The sequence below is a fragment of the Lentibacillus sp. genome (assembly GCF_035301675.1).
Taxonomy (GTDB): domain Bacteria; phylum Bacillota; class Bacilli; order Bacillales; family Amphibacillaceae; genus Lentibacillus.
In genome coordinates, this window is sequence record NZ_DATGTT010000010.1 from 1 (window position 1) to 18,371 (window position 18,371).

Here is an 18,371-nt window from a genome sequence, read left to right on the forward strand (position 1 = left end):
CTTGTGAAGTGGGGTCTTAAAGACCTGAACCATTTATACAAGCGTGCGTACTTAAACTATTGAACCGCCGTATACGGAACCGTACGTACGGTGGTGTGAGAGGACGACTAACCAAATAATGGTTAGTCTCCTACTCGATTGATAAGTAAAGTATGAAATTTTGCGATGCAACTTTTATTGGCAAGATAAGCCGTGTCCGGCTCCAGCACCCAGTGACTAGCGCGACTTTCCTCACCTTCGTACGATAAGTCAACATCAGCTCCCTATGGTCGCCGTGTTTCCTTTACTTCTGCGGCTAGTGGGGCAAATCGGCTAAACCGCCGCGATGCGCGGCAATGACAATCTACCTGCGACGCGCAAGTGCAGTCCCGTACGTCGCTAAACCGGGCGTTTGCACCTTTGTTCAAGTTTTTGCAGTATCTCGTCTTATTGATTTGGGCTATCGGCAACCTGCTGCAGATTGCCGTTTTTATCCATCCTAAACGAAGGGGATTTTAATGAGTCCTGGTCCTCAAAGACAGTCATTTTACGAGCTCTGTCCATAATCTGCATAAATACCTGGTAGTCTTCCTGTACGGTTTCGAGCTGCTTTGCCGTACGTGTCAATTTACTTTCCATTTCACTTATCTGGTTTCTTAATGTTTCATTTTCTTCCTGTACTTGCTCCAATGACCGTTTTGATTGATTGGAAGCCTGATAGTCTTTTTTCAGCTGCTTTAAAAATTGGATAACAGAATCCATTGTTATAGACTGTTGTTCTTGCACTTCCTCCGTTTTGCTTGATTCCAAATGAGTATTCTGCTCATTCTGCGGTACCGTGATTACGGGTTGTTTTGCTTTTTTGGCATTCGCACGTTTTTTCTCTTTTCGCTGTCGTTTAGCAAGTTCGATTGCATCATTATATTTATTTCTTACTTCGGCATTCCAGCGAAAGCCACAGGCAGCTGAGGTGCGGTTTAATTTGTCGCCAACTTCCTCAAATGCATGCAATTGTGTACTTTCTTCTCTTATATGCCGCAATACCGTTTCTGCCAGAAGCAGATCATCTTCGTGTGACCATGCATCTTGTCTTACTTTAGCCATTACTTTCAACTCCTTTTTCAATAACAGTCAAACGGGGTATTTACCTTTATTGTCTAGTTTGACCGTCTGAAAAAAGAATTATACCTCTATAATCTAGTATTATTTTTTTCTGCTTGAATTTTTTCGTGTACCTGTTTTAGCTGTTGTTCAAATTTACCGCTGTCTTTTGGCTTGTAATAATTTTTATTTTTGATTGTATCTGGCAAATATTGCTGATTGACCCAGCCGTTTTCATAATTATGCGGGTATTTATAGTCAATTCCCCGGCCCATCTTTTGTGCACCCTGGTAATGTGAGTCCTTCAAGTGTGCCGGTACGTCCCCGCTTTTCCCGCTGCGAATATCGGAGAGGGCTTCATCCAGTGCTTTATAAGCTGCATTTGATTTAGGTGACAAAGCCAGTTCTACGATTGCTGCAGCAAGTGGTATACGTGCTTCAGGGAAACCAAGACGTTCGGCTGCCTGTACGGCAGACACAGCACGCGGTCCGGCCTGCGGGTTGGCCAGACCGATATCTTCATAGGCGCAGACGATCATGCGGCGTGCGATACTATCAAGATCACCTGCTTCAATCAGCCGGCCCAGATAATGGAGCGCGGCGTTGGCATCACTGCCGCGGATTGATTTTTGAAACGCTGATAAGACATCATAATGAGCATCCCCGTCTTTATCATGGGAAAAGCTTTTCTTTTGCATGCATTCTTCGGCGACATCAAGTGTGATGATTATTTCACCTTCGGCATCTTTCGGTGTTGAAGATACAGCGAGCTCAATTCCGTTCAATGCTGCTCGCATGTCGCCATTTGCTGCCATCGCAAAATGTTCCAATGCGTCTTCTGTCAATTCTAAGGGTTGGGAGCCTAACCCGTTTTGTTCATCTTCTGATGCCCGTTTAATCGCCGTTTTAATGTCGGCCATTGTTAATGGATGAACCTCAAATAAATGACATCTGCTGCGGATTGCAGGATTAATAGAATGATAAGGGTTGCTGGTTGTGCAGCCAATCAATGTTACAAGGTTGCTTTCAATATGTGGAAGCAAAAAATCCTGTTTTGCCTTATCAAGCCTGTGAACTTCATCAAGCACCAATACGACCTGGCCGCTCATTTTTGCTTCTTCGACGACAATTTCCATATCTTTTTTCTTGTCAACAACCGCATTGAGCATTCTGACCGGCAGCTGAAGACTCTTGGCAAGTGCAAAAGCCATGGAGGTTTTTCCGGTCCCGGGCGGTCCGAACAAAATCATCGATGCCAGGCGCTCGGCTTGAATCATCCGTGAAAGTATCTTTCCGTCGCCTACCAGATGATCCTGGCCGATAATGTCATCTATGTGTTCAGGGCGCATACGAAATGCAAGTGGTTTTTGTTTCAATGTAATCGTCCTTTTTAGAGTTTTTTTCAACACACATTTTTATAAATTAGTAAGATGCATATTTAAAAGCGTAATTCTGATTGTGTTAAAATGCAAGAAACAGGCTATTCATGCTATAATATCTTGTATTGTGAATAATGATTATGAACGTTGAAGCATTCGAGAGGTGTAATCAATGAAAATTTCAACAAAAGGCCGTTACGGCTTGACCATTATGCTGGAACTGGCCAGAAAATATGGCAAGGGACCATTATCCCTGAAAGCAATCGCACGGGAAAAAGAATTATCCGAGCATTATCTGGAGCAGCTGGCGTCTCCGCTTAGGAATGCCGGGCTGATAAAAAGTGTCCGCGGTGCATATGGCGGTTATGAACTCGCAAAGGATCCGCGTGACATAAAAACAGGCGATATAATCCGTGTGCTCGAAGGTCCAATTTCTCCAGTCGAGGGGATAGAGGATGAAGAACCGGCAAAACAGGCATTATGGATACGCATCAGAGATGCTGTTAAAGAAGTGCTGGATACAACCACACTGGAAGACTTGAAACATCATGAAAATGATAAGCTGCAGGATGCGTATATGTTTTATATTTAAGCTGTTTAAATGTATGATGTTGTACATGGCGTTTTGCCGAGAAATGTTACAAGGAGATTGAGTAAGTATATCTGGAAAGGGTCATAAAGATGGAAAATATTTATTTGGATCATGCGGCAACAGCCCCTATGGATCGGCGGGTGATTGAAGCAATGACTCCGGTAATGACGGAGGTTTTCGGCAACCCGTCCAGCGTTCATTCATTTGGACGCAAAGCCAGACAGTATCTTGATGAGGCACGACGGACGATGGCCGGAAGCATTCAGGCCAATGAAAAAGAAATTGTTTTCACAAGCGGTGGAACTGAAGCAGACAACTTGGCAATGCTCGGTACCGCTATGGCTAATAAAGAAAAGGGAAACCATATCATTACGACGGTCCAGGAACATCATGCCGCGCTCCATACAGCTGAATTTTTGGAGAAGCAGGGATTTGATGTGACCTATCTTCCCGTTGATGAAACGGGTCGGGTTAGCGTTGATGAACTGGAAGATGCCTTGACAGATGAAACCATTTTCGTGTCGATCATGTATGTTAACAACGAAACCGGCATGATTCAGCCAATTGAAGCGATTGGTAATCTGCTTAAGAACCATCAGGCGTATTTTCATACCGATGCTGTCCAGGCTTTTGGATTATTGGATATTAATGTTAAGGAATCCGGGATTGATCTGCTGACTGTTTCTTCCCACAAAATAAATGGCCCAAAAGGTATCGGGTTTTTATATGTTTCAAATGATGTAAAGATCGAAGCATTGCAGTTTGGGGGAGAACAGGAACGAAAACGCAGGCCGGGAACAGAAAACGTTGCAGCCATAGCAGGTTTTCAGAAGGCTGTTGAACTGACCATGGCAGAAAAAGAAGAACGACAACAAACGTACAGAGATTATAAAGAACAATTTATGAGGCAGCTATCTGAGAACGGGATAGCGTATAAAGTGAACGGTAGACCGGAACAGGGAGTGGCAACGATCGTCAACCTCAGTTTTCCGGGTACCAACGTGGAGTCGTTGCTGACCAATTTTGATTTGGACAGAATGGCTGCATCGAGCGGAAGTGCATGTACCGCTGGATCAGTAGAACCTTCCCATGTACTTTCGGCCATGTATGGTGAAAATAACGATCGGACAACGAATTCAATCCGGTTCAGTTTTGGATCTTCTAATACGCCAGAAAATGTGACCGAGGCAGCCAATCGTGTTGCGAAAATCATTAAAAGGATAACGAATTAAAAGGTGGTGAAAACGATGAAAAACAAACAGGATACGCGAGTAGTTGTTGGTATGAGCGGGGGTGTTGATTCTTCTGTAGCGGCTTTGCTTCTGAAACAAGAAGGTTATGACGTTGTCGGCATTTTCATGAAAAATTGGGATGATACTGATGAAAATGGCGTATGTACTGCAACAGAGGACTATGATGATGTTGTCAGAGTTTGCAATCAGCTGGATATCCCCTACTTTGCAGTCAACTTTGAAAAACAATACTGGGATAAAGTTTTCACCTATTTCCTTGATGAATATAAAGCAGGACGAACACCGAATCCGGACGTCATGTGCAATAAAGAAATAAAATTTAAAGCATTTCTCGAGCACGCCATGACACTTGGAGCGGATTATCTGGCAACAGGCCATTACGCACAAGTGAGGGAAAATGACGGTAAATATGAAATGCTGCGAGGTGCTGATAGCAATAAGGATCAAACGTACTTTTTGAACCAGCTTACAGAAGATGTGCTTGAGAAGGTTATGTTTCCGCTGGGTCATCTAAACAAGAAAGACGTGCGGGAGATCGCTAAGGAACATGATTTAGTGACCGCTTCGAAAAAAGACAGTACCGGTATTTGTTTTATAGGTGAACGAAATTTCAAGGATTTCTTGAGTGAATATCTGCCGGCACAGCCTGGTCTGATGAAAACTTTGGACGGCGTTGAAAAAGGTCATCACGATGGGCTTATGTATTATACGATCGGCCAGCGTCAGGGATTGGGCATCGGCGGATCAGGTGAACCATGGTTTGTTGTCGGCAAAAACCTTGAGGAAAATATATTATACGTTGGTCAGGGCTTTGACAATGAGAAGCTTTATTCGGATAGCCTGATTGCATCTGATGTCAATTGGATCAATGATATACCAGATGAATCATTTTCATGTACAGCAATATTCCGGTACCGTCAGAAGGATAGTGCTGTTACAGTTACCAAAATGGAAAATGGGAAGGTGCATGTTGATTTTGCCGAAAAACGGCGTGCAGTAACACCTGGGCAGGCAGTAGTGTTTTATGATGGCGATGTTTGTTTAGGCGGCGGAACGATCGATGACATCATCAAAGATGAACATTATCTGGAATATGTCGGATGAATGAAAAAACGCATGCCAAGGATGAGGTGAGATGATGGACAATAATGAGCGGGCGATTGAGCTTATGAAAGAAGAGAAGTATGAGGAAGCTGCGGGGCTGTTTAATGATTTTATTGAAGAAAATCCTAAGGATCCGGTCGGCTACATTAACTTCGGTAATTTATTGTTGCATATAAATGATAAAGATCGTGCTCTTCGTTTCTTTGAACGAGCGATCGAACTGGATGAAGATGCGGCAACCGCCTATTACGGGCTGGGGAGTCTCTACTATGAAGAATCCGATTTTGCAAAAGCGCAGCAAAACTTGTTAAAGGCGATTGAAATCGGGCTGGAAGAGGCTGATGCATATTATCCGCTTGGCATGACCTTCTTTCATCAGGAGCAATACAAACTGGCTCTTCCATATTTAATGCGTGCAGCGGAATTGAGCCCGGAAGATACAGAGTATTTGTTTCAATACGGGTTGTCACTGGCACAAAGTGAGCATATTGATGAAGCCAAACCAGTCTTTCAAAAAGTACTGAAGCTGGACGACACGCATAGCGATGCACGTTACAATCTGGGAGTCATTGCCCTGTATGAAGAAAACCTGTCGCATGCGCTGGATCAATTCAATCAGGCGCTGGCGATTCAGCCTGAGCATATCCTGGCAGCAAATGCTAAAAAACAGATCATGGAGGTATGGAATAATACCGAAATGTAAGTTAGCGAGGTTATTCGTATGACAACGGATAAACAGTCTCATCAGGAGCGGGGGTTTATAAAAGGGGAACTGCTGCATACGATATTTCATAATGATCAGGAAAACTTCTCCATCGCCAAAATAAAAATTCTTGATACGAATGAGGTTTACCGGGAAAAAGATATTGTGATCAAAGGCTATTTCTCAGGTCTGGAGGAAACAGCTGCCTATTATTTTTATGGAGAATTTGAACGGCATGCTAAATTCGGCCTGCAATACAAAGTGACCGCGTACCAGACATTTATTCCGGATACAAAAGATGGTCTCATTGCATATCTTTCCAGTGATATGTTTCATGGAATCGGTAAAAAAACGGCCGAAAAAATTGTAGCGGCACTGGGAGAAAATGTGATTTCGAGGATTTTGAATGACTCGAAGGTGCTGGCTGATGTTCCAGGATTAAAAAAAGAGAAAGCAGACCGCCTTGCTGAAACATTAGCAGAAAACCAGGGCTTTGAGCATATTGCGGTTTATTTGTCCAAATATGGAATCGGTCTTAAGATGGCGCAAAAAATTTATAAGGAATATAAGGACGAAGCCATCAATGTACTAAATGAAGATCCGTATCAGTATGTGTTCGATATTGAAGGTTTTGGATTTCAGACGGCCGATCAGATCGCCCGCGGGAACGGTTTATCATTAACACATCCAAGCCGCATCGGTGCGGGGTGTATTTATGTACTGCAAAAAAATGTCCAGGATGGGCACGTATTTTTGCCTGTTGAAACGTGTGTCCGGCAGGTTATCGATTTACTGGTCAACCCCGATGACTCTCTGACAGATGATATGGTCACCGACCGTCTTGAGGAATTAAATCAGGAAAAAACAGTGATTATAAGCGGCGGAAATGTGTACTTGCCATCACTTTATTATGCCGAAGACGGGTTTGCCGCCAATGTTAAGCGGCTGATCTCCAATCCTGTTGAACATGATACCCCTTTAGCAGAACTGATGAAGATTACCGGCGATATCGAGGAACAGGAAGTGCTCAGTTATGGCAAGGAACAATTTGATGCAATCCAGCAGGCGCTCCGTTCAAAATTAATGATTGTCACCGGAGGACCGGGAACTGGCAAAACGACCGTTATCAAGGGAATTCTTAATGCCTATGCAGAGATTCACGGCATATCGTCCGATACGGATGCCTATGAATCTGACGCAGATTTTCCGTTTGTTTTGACAGCACCAACAGGCAGAGCTGCCAAGCGGCTGTCCGAATCAACCGGTCTCCCGGCGGTAACCATCCACCGCTTATTGGGCTGGGACGGACAAAGCGGCTTTGAGAAAGATGAGCATGAACAGCTGTCAGGGAAATATTTAATCGTTGACGAGTTTTCCATGGTCGACATTTGGCTGGCCAACAGTCTGTTCAAAGCCATTCCGGATGATATGCAAGTATTACTTGTAGGGGATGAGGATCAGCTGCCGTCAGTCGGCCCCGGACAAGTTTTGGCAGATTTGCTCTGGAGTGAACTGATCCCGTATGTGAGCCTTCATGAAGTCTACCGGCAAAAAGAAGGATCGAAAATAATTGAGCTGGCACATTTGATTAAACAAGACAACTGTGATCAGAGTGACTTGCAGAAAGCCAGGGACTTCAGCTTTATTTCCTGCAGCGGACAACAGCTGATCGATGTTGTGACTGCTGTGTTTCAGCGTGCAAAAATGAAAGGAATCGACCTGAAAAATATTCAGGTTTTAGCGCCAATGTACCGCTCTCAGACGGGCATAACAGAAATCAATCGTCATTTGCAGTCCCTTATAAACCCTTTTTCAGATGAAAAACGGGAAATCAAAGCTAAAGAAGCTGTTTTCCGTGTTGGTGATAAAGTATTGCAACTTGTCAATCAGCCTGAAGATGCTGTTTATAATGGCGATATCGGTCAAGTGGTTGCTATATTTGAAGAAGATGAGAATGTTGATCATGTGGAACAATTAGTCGTGGATTTTGACGGGAAAGAAGTTGTCTATGAACGAAAAGATTATGTGAATATTATGCATGCTTACTGTATTTCAATTCATAAATCGCAAGGCAGTGAATTCCCAATTGTTATCATGCCGGTAGTTCCCGCTTATCATCGTATGCTTAAGAAGAATTTGCTCTATACGGCGATCACCAGAAGCAAGAAGTCATTGATCATCTGCGGGGATAAACACGCATTTTTACGGGGTGTCAAAACATTGGATTCCAATAAGCGATTTACATCGCTTAGAGAGCAGCTCCGTGAACGTATGCAGGATTTTGATGTATCTCTGGATCGGGAAGCAGAAGATAAAGAAATTACACCATACGATTTTATGTGAATAACATGTATATTTTTTTGGATTCGGGCAAACATAGAAAAAAAGAGACTTCATTCAGAGGGACGTTTTCCCAGCAGAATGTCAGTTAAACAGAGTCGGGTCTTTACGGGCAGCTGGCCCCACTAAGCTTATTGGTTTCTTTGGAGTTTTTAAGCGAGGGTCTTACTGCCCGTTAAGGCGGGATGAAAAGGAGTTCTCTTCTATGTTGGTATGTCCGAATTGCCGTGGCAAGGATATAGGGAAAATCGGCACGCAGCAGTTTTATTGCTGGAATTGCTTTATTGAACTGACTGTATTTGATGAAAAACTTGCGGTGCATCAGGTTGAAGCAGATGGTTCTTTGAGTTCTCTTGATGACTTGTTCACAGAAGATGAACGGAAAATTCAATGGTAATCTTCATATCGCTGGAAATCTTCTCTTTTTCAGGGGGTGCAGGACATGTTCCGGGATAATAAACCATTGAATTTTCTTTTTTGGATCATAACCGGAATATTTTCATTTTTATTTATCTATTTACTTGTTAAACTTTTCCCTGTGTATGATGCTGTTTTTTCGTTCCTCTGGCATCTGTTGCTCCCATTTCTGATTTCTGTTCTGATTGCATATCTATTGTACCCGGTTATTCAAAAAATGCACAAGCACGGTCTGCCGAAAAGCCTGGCTATTTTATTGATATATATGCTTTTTTTTGGCGGGGCAGGCTATTTGGGCTATCGAATCTATCCGGTTGTCATAGAGCAAACCAGGGATTTGCAGGAGCAATTACCGCAATTGATTGAAATGTATCGGGATTTTATTTACAGTCTTTATGAATATACATCATTTTTGCCGGAAACGGTGCACGATAGGATGGATGGACTGATATCCGAAGCGGAAACATACATCGAAAATCTGCTGACGAATCTGGTTCGGAGTTTCACCAAAATTTTCGATATGATTATTATCATTACTGTCATACCGGTTCTTGTTTTCTATTTTCTAAAGGATTTCAACATAATAAAAAAATATTTCAAAAACTGGATTCCTGGGAGATATCACGCACGAACCCGGTTACTATGTCAATCCATTGATGAAGGGCTGGGAAGTTACATACGTGGACAGCTCATTGTTTGCATGTTTGTCGGAGTGGCTGCTTTTACGTTATTTAAACTTTTGAATGTCCCTTATGCATTATTGCTGGCTCTTATTATGGGGCTGACGAACATTATCCCATATTTCGGCCCGATTATCGGAGCAATTCCGGCAGTTGCCATTACCGCACCTCTTTCCGGCAAACTTGTTCTGATTGTGCTGGCGGGTGTTTTTGCTATTCAAGTGATTGATGGCAACCTGCTTTCACCTTACATTGTCGGCAAAAGTATTAATATTCATCCGATTGCCATTATATTCGCCCTGTTATTGGGCGGTCAATTAAGCGGCGTGATTGGAATGATTCTGGCTGTACCGGTACTAGCTGTTATAAATGTTGTCATGTCACATGTTATATCCGTCAGAACGAATAATTGACATTTACAAAATTGTTGTCTATACTATCAGCAAATCAAACGTGAGAATACGCTGAAGGTTACGAGTACATGTGCCTCCATTCAAAAGAGTCTGGAAACGGTGTATAGGATGAGCACCGCTTATAAACGAAGCGGGTGATTCTGCACTGTTATTCTGAGCTCTCCAGAGAGGGATTTCAATGGGCTGGAAGAATCCTGAACGTCGAGTCATGGAAGCTGAACCTGAGTACGGTTAATACCCGTCGGTTTCATACCGTTAACATGCAGAGTGATGAATGAAGAACTCATTCATAATTAGGGTGGTACCGCGAACAATCTCGTCTCTAAAGTAAATAGAGAGGGGATTTTTTTATTGAGAATATTAATGGTGGAGGTTAAATGATGAAACAGTTAACATCAGCTCAAGTCAGGCAAATGTTTCTGGATTATTTTCAAGAAAAAAAACACCAGGTGGAACCGAGTGCATCACTCGTTCCAAAAGAAGATCCGACATTGCTGTGGATAAACAGCGGTGTATCAACGTTAAAGAAATACTTTGATGGACGTATCATTCCGGAAAATCCACGGATTGTGAATGCACAGAAATCAATTCGCACAAATGATATTGAAAACGTCGGGTTTACGGCAAGACATCATACATTTTTTGAAATGCTCGGGAACTTCTCGATAGGCGACTATTTTAAAAAAGAAGCCATTGAGTTTGCGTGGGAATTTTTAACAAGTGACAAATGGATTGGATTTGATCCTGAACTCTTATCTGTGACCGTTCATCCTGAAGATGATGAAGCATATGAACTTTGGCTTCACAATATACAGGTCCCGGAAGAACGAATAATTAGACTTGAAGAAAATTTCTGGGATATTGGTGAGGGACCAAGCGGCCCTAACTCGGAAATTTTTTATGATCGCGGTGAGCGTTATGGAAATGATACAACTGATTCTGAGCTTTATCCAGGAGGCGAAAACGAGCGTTATCTTGAAATTTGGAATCTGGTCTTTTCCCAGTTCAACCATAATCCGGACCACACGTATACATTGCTGCCAAAGCAAAATATTGATACCGGAATGGGCCTTGAACGGATTGTATCGGTTATTCAGGACGCACCGACAAACTTTGATACAGATTTGTTTATACCGCTTATCCGCCAGACGGAAGCAATCTCCGGCAAAACTTACGGGCAAAAAGAAGAGGATGATACTGCATTTAAAGTCATTGCCGATCACATCCGGACCGTAGCATTCGCAGTAGGTGACAAGGCGCTGCCGTCCAACGAAGGAAGAGGTTATGTGCTGCGCAGGCTACTGCGCCGGGCTGTCCGTTTTGCTAAACAACTTGGAATTGATGAACCATTTATGTATAAATTGGTTCCGACCGTTGGAGAAATAATGGCAGACTTTTATCCGGAAGTACTTAAACAGCAGTCCTATATCGAAAACGTGATCAAAACAGAAGAGGAACGATTCCATGAAACGCTCAACGATGGTCTGGCGATATTAAATGGCATTATACAAAAAGAAGAGCAAAAAGGAAGTACTGTCTTTCCCGGAGTGGAAGTGTTCAGATTATATGACACGTACGGTTTTCCGAAAGAATTGACTGAAGAGTACGTTGCCGAACATGGATTTACCATCGATGAACAAGGGTTCGAACAGCAAATGGAGAAGCAGCGTGAGCGAGCCAGAAGCGCCCGGCATAAAGTTGATTCAATGCAGATTCAGGACAGTGTTCTGAGTGAAGTCGAGGCGGACAGCACTTTTGTCGGATATGATAAACTGGGAGTGGAAACAACAACCGATGTGATTGTTAAAGAAAAAGAAATCGTTGATACAGCGGCGGCAGGTGATGAGGCGTTCGTCTTCCTGAAAGAAACCCCATTCTATGCCGAAAGCGGTGGACAAATCGCTGATAATGGCTGGATATACACGGATAATGCATCTGCCTATGTTGAGGATGTACAAAAAGCACCCAAAGGTCAGCATGTTCACAGGGTTCGTGTCAAAGAGGGAGAAATCCGAACAGGAGAAATTGTGAAAGCGGCCGTGGAAACAGCTTTTCGTTCTGGGATTATTAAAAATCATACTGTAACGCACTTGCTGCATCAGGCACTGAAGGATGTACTCGGCGATCATGTTAATCAGTCAGGATCTCTTGTAGCACCGGATCGGCTAAGGTTTGATTTCTCGCATTTCAGCTCGGTGAGTCAGGAACAGCTAAATCAAATTGAGCAAAAAGTAAATGAGAAGATATGGGCTTCGATTCCGGTTGTCATTGATCACAAGAAGCTTGAAGAAGCTAAAGAAATGGGTGCGATGGCTTTATTTGGTGAAAAATATGGCGACATCGTCAGGGTTGTACAAATCGGCGATTACAGTATTGAATTGTGCGGCGGCTGTCATGTCGGAAATACTGACGAAATCGGTTTATTCAAAATCATCTCTGAAACAGGGATTGGTGCCGGCACACGAAGAATTGAAGCTGTATCAAGTAAGCAGGCCTTTGATTATATGAATGAAAAGCTGGGCATACTGCAGGGAGCTGCCGATCTTTTAAAAGCGAATGACGACAATGTCATTGAGCGTCTTGAAGGTTTATATGACGAAATCAAATCTTTGCAAAAGGAAAATGAATCGCTGAACGCAAAATTGTCAAACCAGGAAGCTTCTTCCATCATTGAAAACAGTGAAGATGTTGATGGTGTCACAATACTTGCTCAGAGGGTCAGCGTGAAAGATATGAATCAACTCCGGAATATGGTAGACAATCTGAAACAAAAACTTGAATCAGGGGTGATCCTGCTGGCAGCGGAAAACGACCAGAAAGTCCAATTGGCTGCGGGTGTGACCAAAGAATTAACAACGAAAGGTCTTCACGCCGGCAATCTGATCAAGCAGGCTGCAGAAATTTGCGGCGGTGGCGGCGGCGGTCGTCCCGATATGGCTCAGGCAGGCGGAAAAAACCCAGATAAAATTAATGACGCTCTTGATAGTGCTAAACAATATGTCACAAAACATTTAAATGAGTAGAAAACCTGTATCCTATCTGGTAAAAAAGATATAATATAATCGATAAACATGTTAGAATAGAGAACAAAGGTAAAACATGTGGAATGAGGTGTCACTATGAGCTCTATTGATAAAACAATGAAATTCAACTTTTCGGAGGAGCCTTTTGATCAGGACATTAAAGAAATCTTGCTTACCGTACATGGTGCGCTTAAGGAAAAAGGCTACAATCCAATCAATCAAATAGTTGGCTATTTATTATCCGGTGACCCTGCATATATACCGAGATATAATGATGCACGGAATTTGATTCGTAAGGTAGAACGTGATGAGGTCATTGAGGAAGTTGTGAAGTTTTACCTTAAAGAGCAGCAAAAGGAAAGTTAAATGAAAATTATCGGACTGGATGTTGGCTCTAAGACGATTGGGGTTGCTGTTAGTGACCCCTTAGGTTTGACGGCTCAGGGTCTTACGACGATTAAATGGGATGAACAGAATATCACTTCCGCTGATGAGGAACTAAAAAAAATTATAGCAGAACAATCAATTGGGAAGGCTGTTATTGGACTGCCCAAACATATGAATGGAACGATTGGTGAGCGTGGTGAAGCATCCGAAAAATATGCGGAACACGTCGAGGCAATCCACAGGATATCGGCGGTGCTTTGGGATGAACGTTTATCAACCGCTGCAGCCGAACGTGTTTTACTCGAAGCCGATATGAGCAGGAAAAAAAGGAAAAAAGTGATTGATAAAATGGCAGCGGTTATGATTCTGCAAAGTTATCTGGATCGGAAACCGTAAAAAGGAGTGTACTAATGGCACTGGAAGAAAATGAACGTATTATCATACCTGATGAAAATGGAGAAGAACATCTTTTTGAAGTATTATTCACATTTGATGTCGACCAGACCGGGAACTCTTATTTAGCTGTCGTTCCTGCTGATCAAAAAGAAAATGAAGAAGTTGAAGTGTATGCTTTCCGGTATGAAGAACAGGAAAAAGATGAGGATGATCTTTCACTTTTTCCAATTGAATCTGACGAGGAATGGGAAATGGTCGAAGAAATGCTTCATACATTGATCGATGAAGAGAATGGCGAGTGAAGAAAGAATCGGTTGATATGAACTGATATCTTGATTGATATCAGTTTTTCTTTTGCAACATCAAAGATTTAAAAAAAGTAGTTATATGAAAATCTTAGGCACCCGCTGAAAGATAAAGTTAGACTTGAGTTTATCTAAATATTTCTCGATAGATTGTTTTTATTTTTTTTAGTAAAATATAACGGATGAAAGGGGGAGACTTATGTCCAAAAAGAAAATGTCAGGGAGTTACAGGGAAAATTTGCTGAAGCGCAATGACGATGCTAAAATGGTCCGGAAAATAGCGGCAATCATCATCATTTCGCTGCTGCTGATTTTCATTGTGGGCAGCATATCGGCATATTTTTATATTAAATCCGCATTGCAGCCTGTTGACCCTGACAGTGATAAGGATGTTGACATTGAAATTCCATTAGGTTCGTCGACATCTGATATAGCAGCAACCCTTGAAGAAAATAATATAATAAAAGACGGCACTGTCTTCCGTATTTATACGAAAATGAATAATGTGACTGAATTCCAGGCAGGTGAATACACTTTTTCCCCTTCCATGGAAATTGATGAAATAATCGATGCACTGCAAAAAGGGAAAGTCATGGAAGCGCCACTATATAAAATAACGATACCTGAAGGAAAATCAATGGACGAAATAGCAGAGATTTATGCTAATAAATTGCCATTCAGCAAAAAGGACTTTCTTAATAAAGTAAATGATAGGGGCTATATTGAGACATTAATCGATACATACCCTGATATTTTAACAAATGATATTTTAAGTCCAGAGATCAGAACACCACTGGAAGGGTATTTATTTGCTGCCACATATAAATTTTATAAAGAGAAACCGTCTGTCGAAGCGGTGGTAAACCGTATGCTTGAAAAAACAGTCAATGTTGTCACACCTTATCTGGATGAAATCTCCGCTCAGGATTTATCAGTTCATGAGGCTCTGACAATGGCATCCATTGTTGAAAATGAGGCGAGCTCTGATAAACAGCGGAAAAAGATTGCCGGGTTATTTTATAACAGGCTTGAAGAAGGAATAGCACTGCAGACAGATCCGACAGTGTTGTATGCCCTTGGGAAACATAAAGATAAAGTATCGCATGAGGATTTGGAAGTGGAATCACCATATAATACGTACCACGTAAATTCACTGCCTGTCGGACCGATTTCGAATTTTGCCGAATCGTCGCTGAAAGCAACCATCAACCCCGAGGAATCGGATTATTTATATTTCCTTCATGATGATGAAGGCAATATTCACTTTTCCAAAACGAATAAAGAGCATAATAAATTAAAAGAGAAGTATATCGACTAAAAAGTGGAAGTGCGGTGCAAACTTAATCCCGCATTTCCTGTTTTTTAATCAATCGCGATAAATGACTGTTAATTACAGATTAAGTTATGATATGAGTTCAATGAAACCGTGTAATATTAAGAGGGTGATTGAATGGATAAGACGTTAACGGACTATTTAATGCAAACATTGCCGGATGAAGACAACTGGGTTTCTGAACTTGAACAATCAGCCCATAATGAGGGTGTTCCCATCATGGATCCGGTGAGTATGCAGTTTGTCATGCAACTGATTCGGCTGACAAAGCCCAAACGAATTTTGGAAATTGGATCAGCCATCGGGTATTCGGCATTAAGAATGCTGCAGGCAAATCCGGAGGCTAAGATTGTAACCATTGAAAAAGACGAAGAGCGTTACAATCAGGCTAAACGGAATATAAGTGAGAGAGGTGAACAAGATCATATTCGCACCATTCATGGCGATGCGATTGATGAGCTGCAGGGTATGACTGAAGGTCCGTTCGATCTGATACTGATTGATGCTGCGAAAGGGCAGTACCGGCGGTTTTTTGAACTTTCTGCTCCACTTTTAGCAAACGATGGGGTTGTATTAACTGATAATGTTTTGTTTAAAGGGTATGTAGCAGACAGTGAAAAACAACACCCAAGATATGAGAAAATCGCCCAAAAAATCCGTGCATATAATGATTGGCTCATCAACCATCCGGGTTTCACAACGACTATCGTGCCTGTTGGCGACGGCATTGCAATCAGTAAAGACAAAGAAGGAAAGGGGCTTTCATCCCATGCCTGATAAACCAGTTGTTATTGGTGTTGCCGGCGGAACCGGAAGTGGCAAGACTTCTGTAACCCGTTCTATCTGCCAGCGCTTCCAGGATAAAACAATTCTTGTCATTGAACAGGATTATTACTATAAGGATCAAAGTCATTTACCATTCGAAGAACGGTTGAACACCAATTATGATCATCCACTGGCATTTGACAATGACCTGTTAATCAGCCAAATCCATGATCTGATTAACCATCAGCCTATTCAAAAGCCGGTTTATGACTATAAAATGCATACACGGTCAAATGAGGTGGTTACCGTAGAACCAAAAGAGGTAATCATTCTGGAGGGTATACTTATATTGGAGGATCAGCGCCTGGTGGATTTAATGGACATTAAGGTGTTTGTTGATACCGATGCCGATGTCCGTATTATTCGCAGGCTGTTAAGGGATATTAAGGAGCGGGGCAGAACATTGGACTCTGTTATTGACCAATATGAAAGCAATGTCCGGCCAATGCACCTTCAATTTGTTGAACCGACAAAGCGTTATGCAGACATCATTATTCCGGAAGGCGGTCAAAATCACGTAGCCATCGATATCATGGCTACAAAAATTGAAAAGATTTTGTCCAGAACCAGGTAAAATTCAAAGTGAAAAGTATTGAAAATTTAAATTGAATCTGCCATAGTAGTTGCTAGTAATAGTTTATATCAATACGGTTTATGCTGTACTGAAGATAAAAGGAGTGTAAATGTTCATGGTTACAGAAAAAAGTTATTACATGACTGAAGAGGGGAAAGATAAGCTGGAGGAGGAATTGCAGCATTTAAAAACGGAAAAAAGACAGGAAGTTGTGGAGCGTATTAAGATTGCACGCAGTTTTGGCGACCTGTCCGAGAATTCTGAGTATGATGCTGCAAAGGATGAACAAGCATTTGTCGAGTCACGCATATCACAGGTGGAGACAATGATCCGCAATGCTGTCATCATTGAAAATGATAATGAAAACCCGGATATCGTTTCACTGGGCAGATCTGTTACGTTTAAAGAATTGCCTGATGGGGATGAAGAGACATACACAATCGTCGGCAGTGCTGAGTCAGACCCGTTTGAAGGCAAAATATCAAATGACTCACCAATGGCTAAAAGCCTGATCGGTCAGGAAGCCGGTGCTGAAGTATCTGTAACAACACCTGCCGGGGATATCATGGTAAGAATTGAAAAGGTTGAATAATCACTTTAATATATTAAACACTTGTAAAATCACCATATTGAAGTAAAAGGATGCTATAGAAAATATATAGCTCCTTTTTTTATGGCATTATTAAAGGCCTGATTACGGGTCATAAATATTCACAAGAAGCGAAAAATAAGACATGACAGAGGCTTGACACGAGCCCGTAGAAACCAAACGTCCGGAAATTGAAATCAACCATGGAGACCAGCATAGTTTCATTTTAAAAAAATCGGCAAAATGACATATAGTAAGTTATAAAAAATATGATACCATAAAAGGTGACAGTGGAGGGGAGGGATTAACTCGTGTCGACCTCACGTGTTAATAAGTATGAAAAACGAAGAAAAAACACGAAACTTTTATCAATGTTAATTATTCTGGGGAGTATTTTAGCTATTGTGTTATTATGGCTGCTTATATTCGGCGGCAATGATGAAGCTGGTGAGTCAGAAAACAATCAGACAAATGAATCGTCATCACAGGAAGAACAGAATGAGTCAGCTGAAAATAATACTGATTCTGAAACAGATGGTTCTGATGATGAGTCCGGCTCCACCGATGATTCTGATACCGACGAAGAAAATAACGAAGAATCGGAGACCGAACAGGTTGAACCATCTGATGACAATGTAACAGAGGCCTATACGGGTGACTGGCAGCCTGTGGGTACAGAGCAGTCTGAACCGCATACGATAAATTATAATGAAGGATCTCAGGATAGAGAAGAAATGCGGAAAGCAGCAGCAGAAGCGACCGGACTCGATAAGAATAATTTAACCATGTGGTGGATTGAACGCAATGGCGACGGAAAAGTGATTAATACTGTTTCCGATCCTGATGAAACCGAAATATACCGTGTTTACAATCAGTGGGCGCCAAATGAAGGCTGGCAGCCGACAAAAGTAGAAGAATTGAAAGAAAACGATCAGAAATGGCGTTTTGAGTAAACGGAGAAGATTGTGGAGGAAATAA

General features: G+C 42.0%; 18 protein-coding genes. 16 read left to right on the forward strand and 2 right to left on the reverse strand.

Annotated elements, in window-relative coordinates; genetic code table 11:
- Nucleotides 1-426: 426 nt before the first annotated feature.
- Both VK097_RS01355 and VK097_RS01360 read right to left on the reverse strand, forming a co-directional pair.
- Entirely contained in the window at nt 427-1,083 is a 657-nt protein-coding gene (locus tag VK097_RS01355) for an RsfA family transcriptional regulator (RefSeq protein WP_324209998.1), read from the reverse strand.
- An 86-nt stretch (nt 1,084-1,169) separates the two neighbouring features.
- Nucleotides 1,170-2,456: a replication-associated recombination protein A gene (locus VK097_RS01360; protein ID WP_324209999.1), complete on the reverse strand. Its 1,287-nt coding sequence runs from the start codon at nt 2,454-2,456 to the stop codon at nt 1,170-1,172.
- Between the two features lie 175 nt (nt 2,457-2,631).
- On the opposite strand from VK097_RS01360, the gene cymR reads away from it, so the two are divergent.
- The 16 genes from cymR to VK097_RS01440 all read left to right on the forward strand — a co-directional run bounded on the left by cymR (nt 2,632) and on the right by VK097_RS01440 (nt 18,346).
- Nucleotides 2,632-3,051, forward strand: a complete 420-nt coding sequence (gene cymR / locus VK097_RS01365; RefSeq protein ID WP_324210000.1) for a cysteine metabolism transcriptional regulator CymR — start codon at nt 2,632-2,634, stop codon at nt 3,049-3,051.
- Nucleotides 3,052-3,140: 89 nt separating this feature from the next.
- Nucleotides 3,141-4,283, forward strand: coding sequence for a cysteine desulfurase family protein (locus VK097_RS01370; protein ID WP_324210001.1), 1,143 nt, complete (start codon nt 3,141-3,143; stop codon nt 4,281-4,283).
- A 15-nt stretch (nt 4,284-4,298) separates the two neighbouring features.
- Entirely contained in the window at nt 4,299-5,408 is a 1,110-nt protein-coding gene (gene mnmA, locus VK097_RS01375) for a tRNA 2-thiouridine(34) synthase MnmA (RefSeq protein ID WP_324210002.1), read from the forward strand.
- Nucleotides 5,409-5,442: 34 nt separating this feature from the next.
- Nucleotides 5,443-6,111 (forward strand): tetratricopeptide repeat protein, encoded by a 669-nt coding sequence (locus VK097_RS01380; protein WP_324210080.1) that lies wholly within the window; start codon nt 5,443-5,445, stop codon nt 6,109-6,111.
- Nucleotides 6,112-6,129: 18 nt separating this feature from the next.
- Nucleotides 6,130-8,454: an SF1B family DNA helicase RecD2 gene (recD2, locus tag VK097_RS01385; RefSeq protein WP_324210003.1), complete on the forward strand. Its 2,325-nt coding sequence runs from the start codon at nt 6,130-6,132 to the stop codon at nt 8,452-8,454.
- A 202-nt stretch (nt 8,455-8,656) separates the two neighbouring features.
- Nucleotides 8,657-8,848, forward strand: a complete 192-nt coding sequence (locus VK097_RS01390; RefSeq protein WP_324210004.1) for a YrzR-like zinc ribbon domain — start codon at nt 8,657-8,659, stop codon at nt 8,846-8,848.
- A 45-nt stretch (nt 8,849-8,893) separates the two neighbouring features.
- A complete protein-coding gene (locus VK097_RS01395; protein ID WP_324210005.1) occupies nt 8,894-9,961 on the forward strand; it encodes an AI-2E family transporter in 1,068 nt (355 codons plus the stop codon).
- 380 nt (nt 9,962-10,341) lie between these two features.
- Nucleotides 10,342-12,984, forward strand: a complete 2,643-nt coding sequence (gene alaS, locus VK097_RS01400) for an alanine--tRNA ligase (RefSeq protein WP_324210006.1) — start codon at nt 10,342-10,344, stop codon at nt 12,982-12,984.
- Nucleotides 12,985-13,080: 96 nt separating this feature from the next.
- Nucleotides 13,081-13,350 carry an IreB family regulatory phosphoprotein gene (locus tag VK097_RS01405; protein WP_324210007.1) on the forward strand — a complete coding sequence of 90 codons (270 nt, stop codon included), beginning with the start codon at nt 13,081-13,083 and terminating at the stop codon, nt 13,348-13,350.
- Complete coding sequence (ruvX, locus tag VK097_RS01410) at nt 13,351-13,767, forward strand: Holliday junction resolvase RuvX (RefSeq protein WP_324210008.1); 417 nt, start codon at nt 13,351-13,353, stop codon at nt 13,765-13,767.
- A 14-nt stretch (nt 13,768-13,781) separates the two neighbouring features.
- Entirely contained in the window at nt 13,782-14,069 is a 288-nt protein-coding gene (locus VK097_RS01415) for a DUF1292 domain-containing protein (protein WP_324210009.1), read from the forward strand.
- Between the two features lie 202 nt (nt 14,070-14,271).
- Nucleotides 14,272-15,390: an endolytic transglycosylase MltG gene (gene mltG, locus VK097_RS01420; RefSeq protein ID WP_324210010.1), complete on the forward strand. Its 1,119-nt coding sequence runs from the start codon at nt 14,272-14,274 to the stop codon at nt 15,388-15,390.
- Between the two features lie 132 nt (nt 15,391-15,522).
- Nucleotides 15,523-16,182, forward strand: a complete 660-nt coding sequence (locus tag VK097_RS01425; protein ID WP_324210011.1) for an O-methyltransferase — start codon at nt 15,523-15,525, stop codon at nt 16,180-16,182.
- On the forward strand, nt 16,175-16,804 hold the full coding sequence (gene udk, locus VK097_RS01430; protein ID WP_324210012.1) for a uridine kinase: 630 nt from the start codon (nt 16,175-16,177) through the stop codon (nt 16,802-16,804). The genes VK097_RS01425 and udk overlap by 8 nt, the downstream gene beginning before the upstream one ends.
- Before the next feature lie 115 nt (nt 16,805-16,919).
- Nucleotides 16,920-17,396, forward strand: a complete 477-nt coding sequence (gene greA / locus VK097_RS01435) for a transcription elongation factor GreA (RefSeq protein ID WP_324210013.1) — start codon at nt 16,920-16,922, stop codon at nt 17,394-17,396.
- Nucleotides 17,397-17,704: 308 nt separating this feature from the next.
- Nucleotides 17,705-18,346 (forward strand): YrrS family protein, encoded by a 642-nt coding sequence (locus VK097_RS01440; protein ID WP_324210014.1) that lies wholly within the window; start codon nt 17,705-17,707, stop codon nt 18,344-18,346.
- Nucleotides 18,347-18,371: the final 25 nt, after the last annotated feature.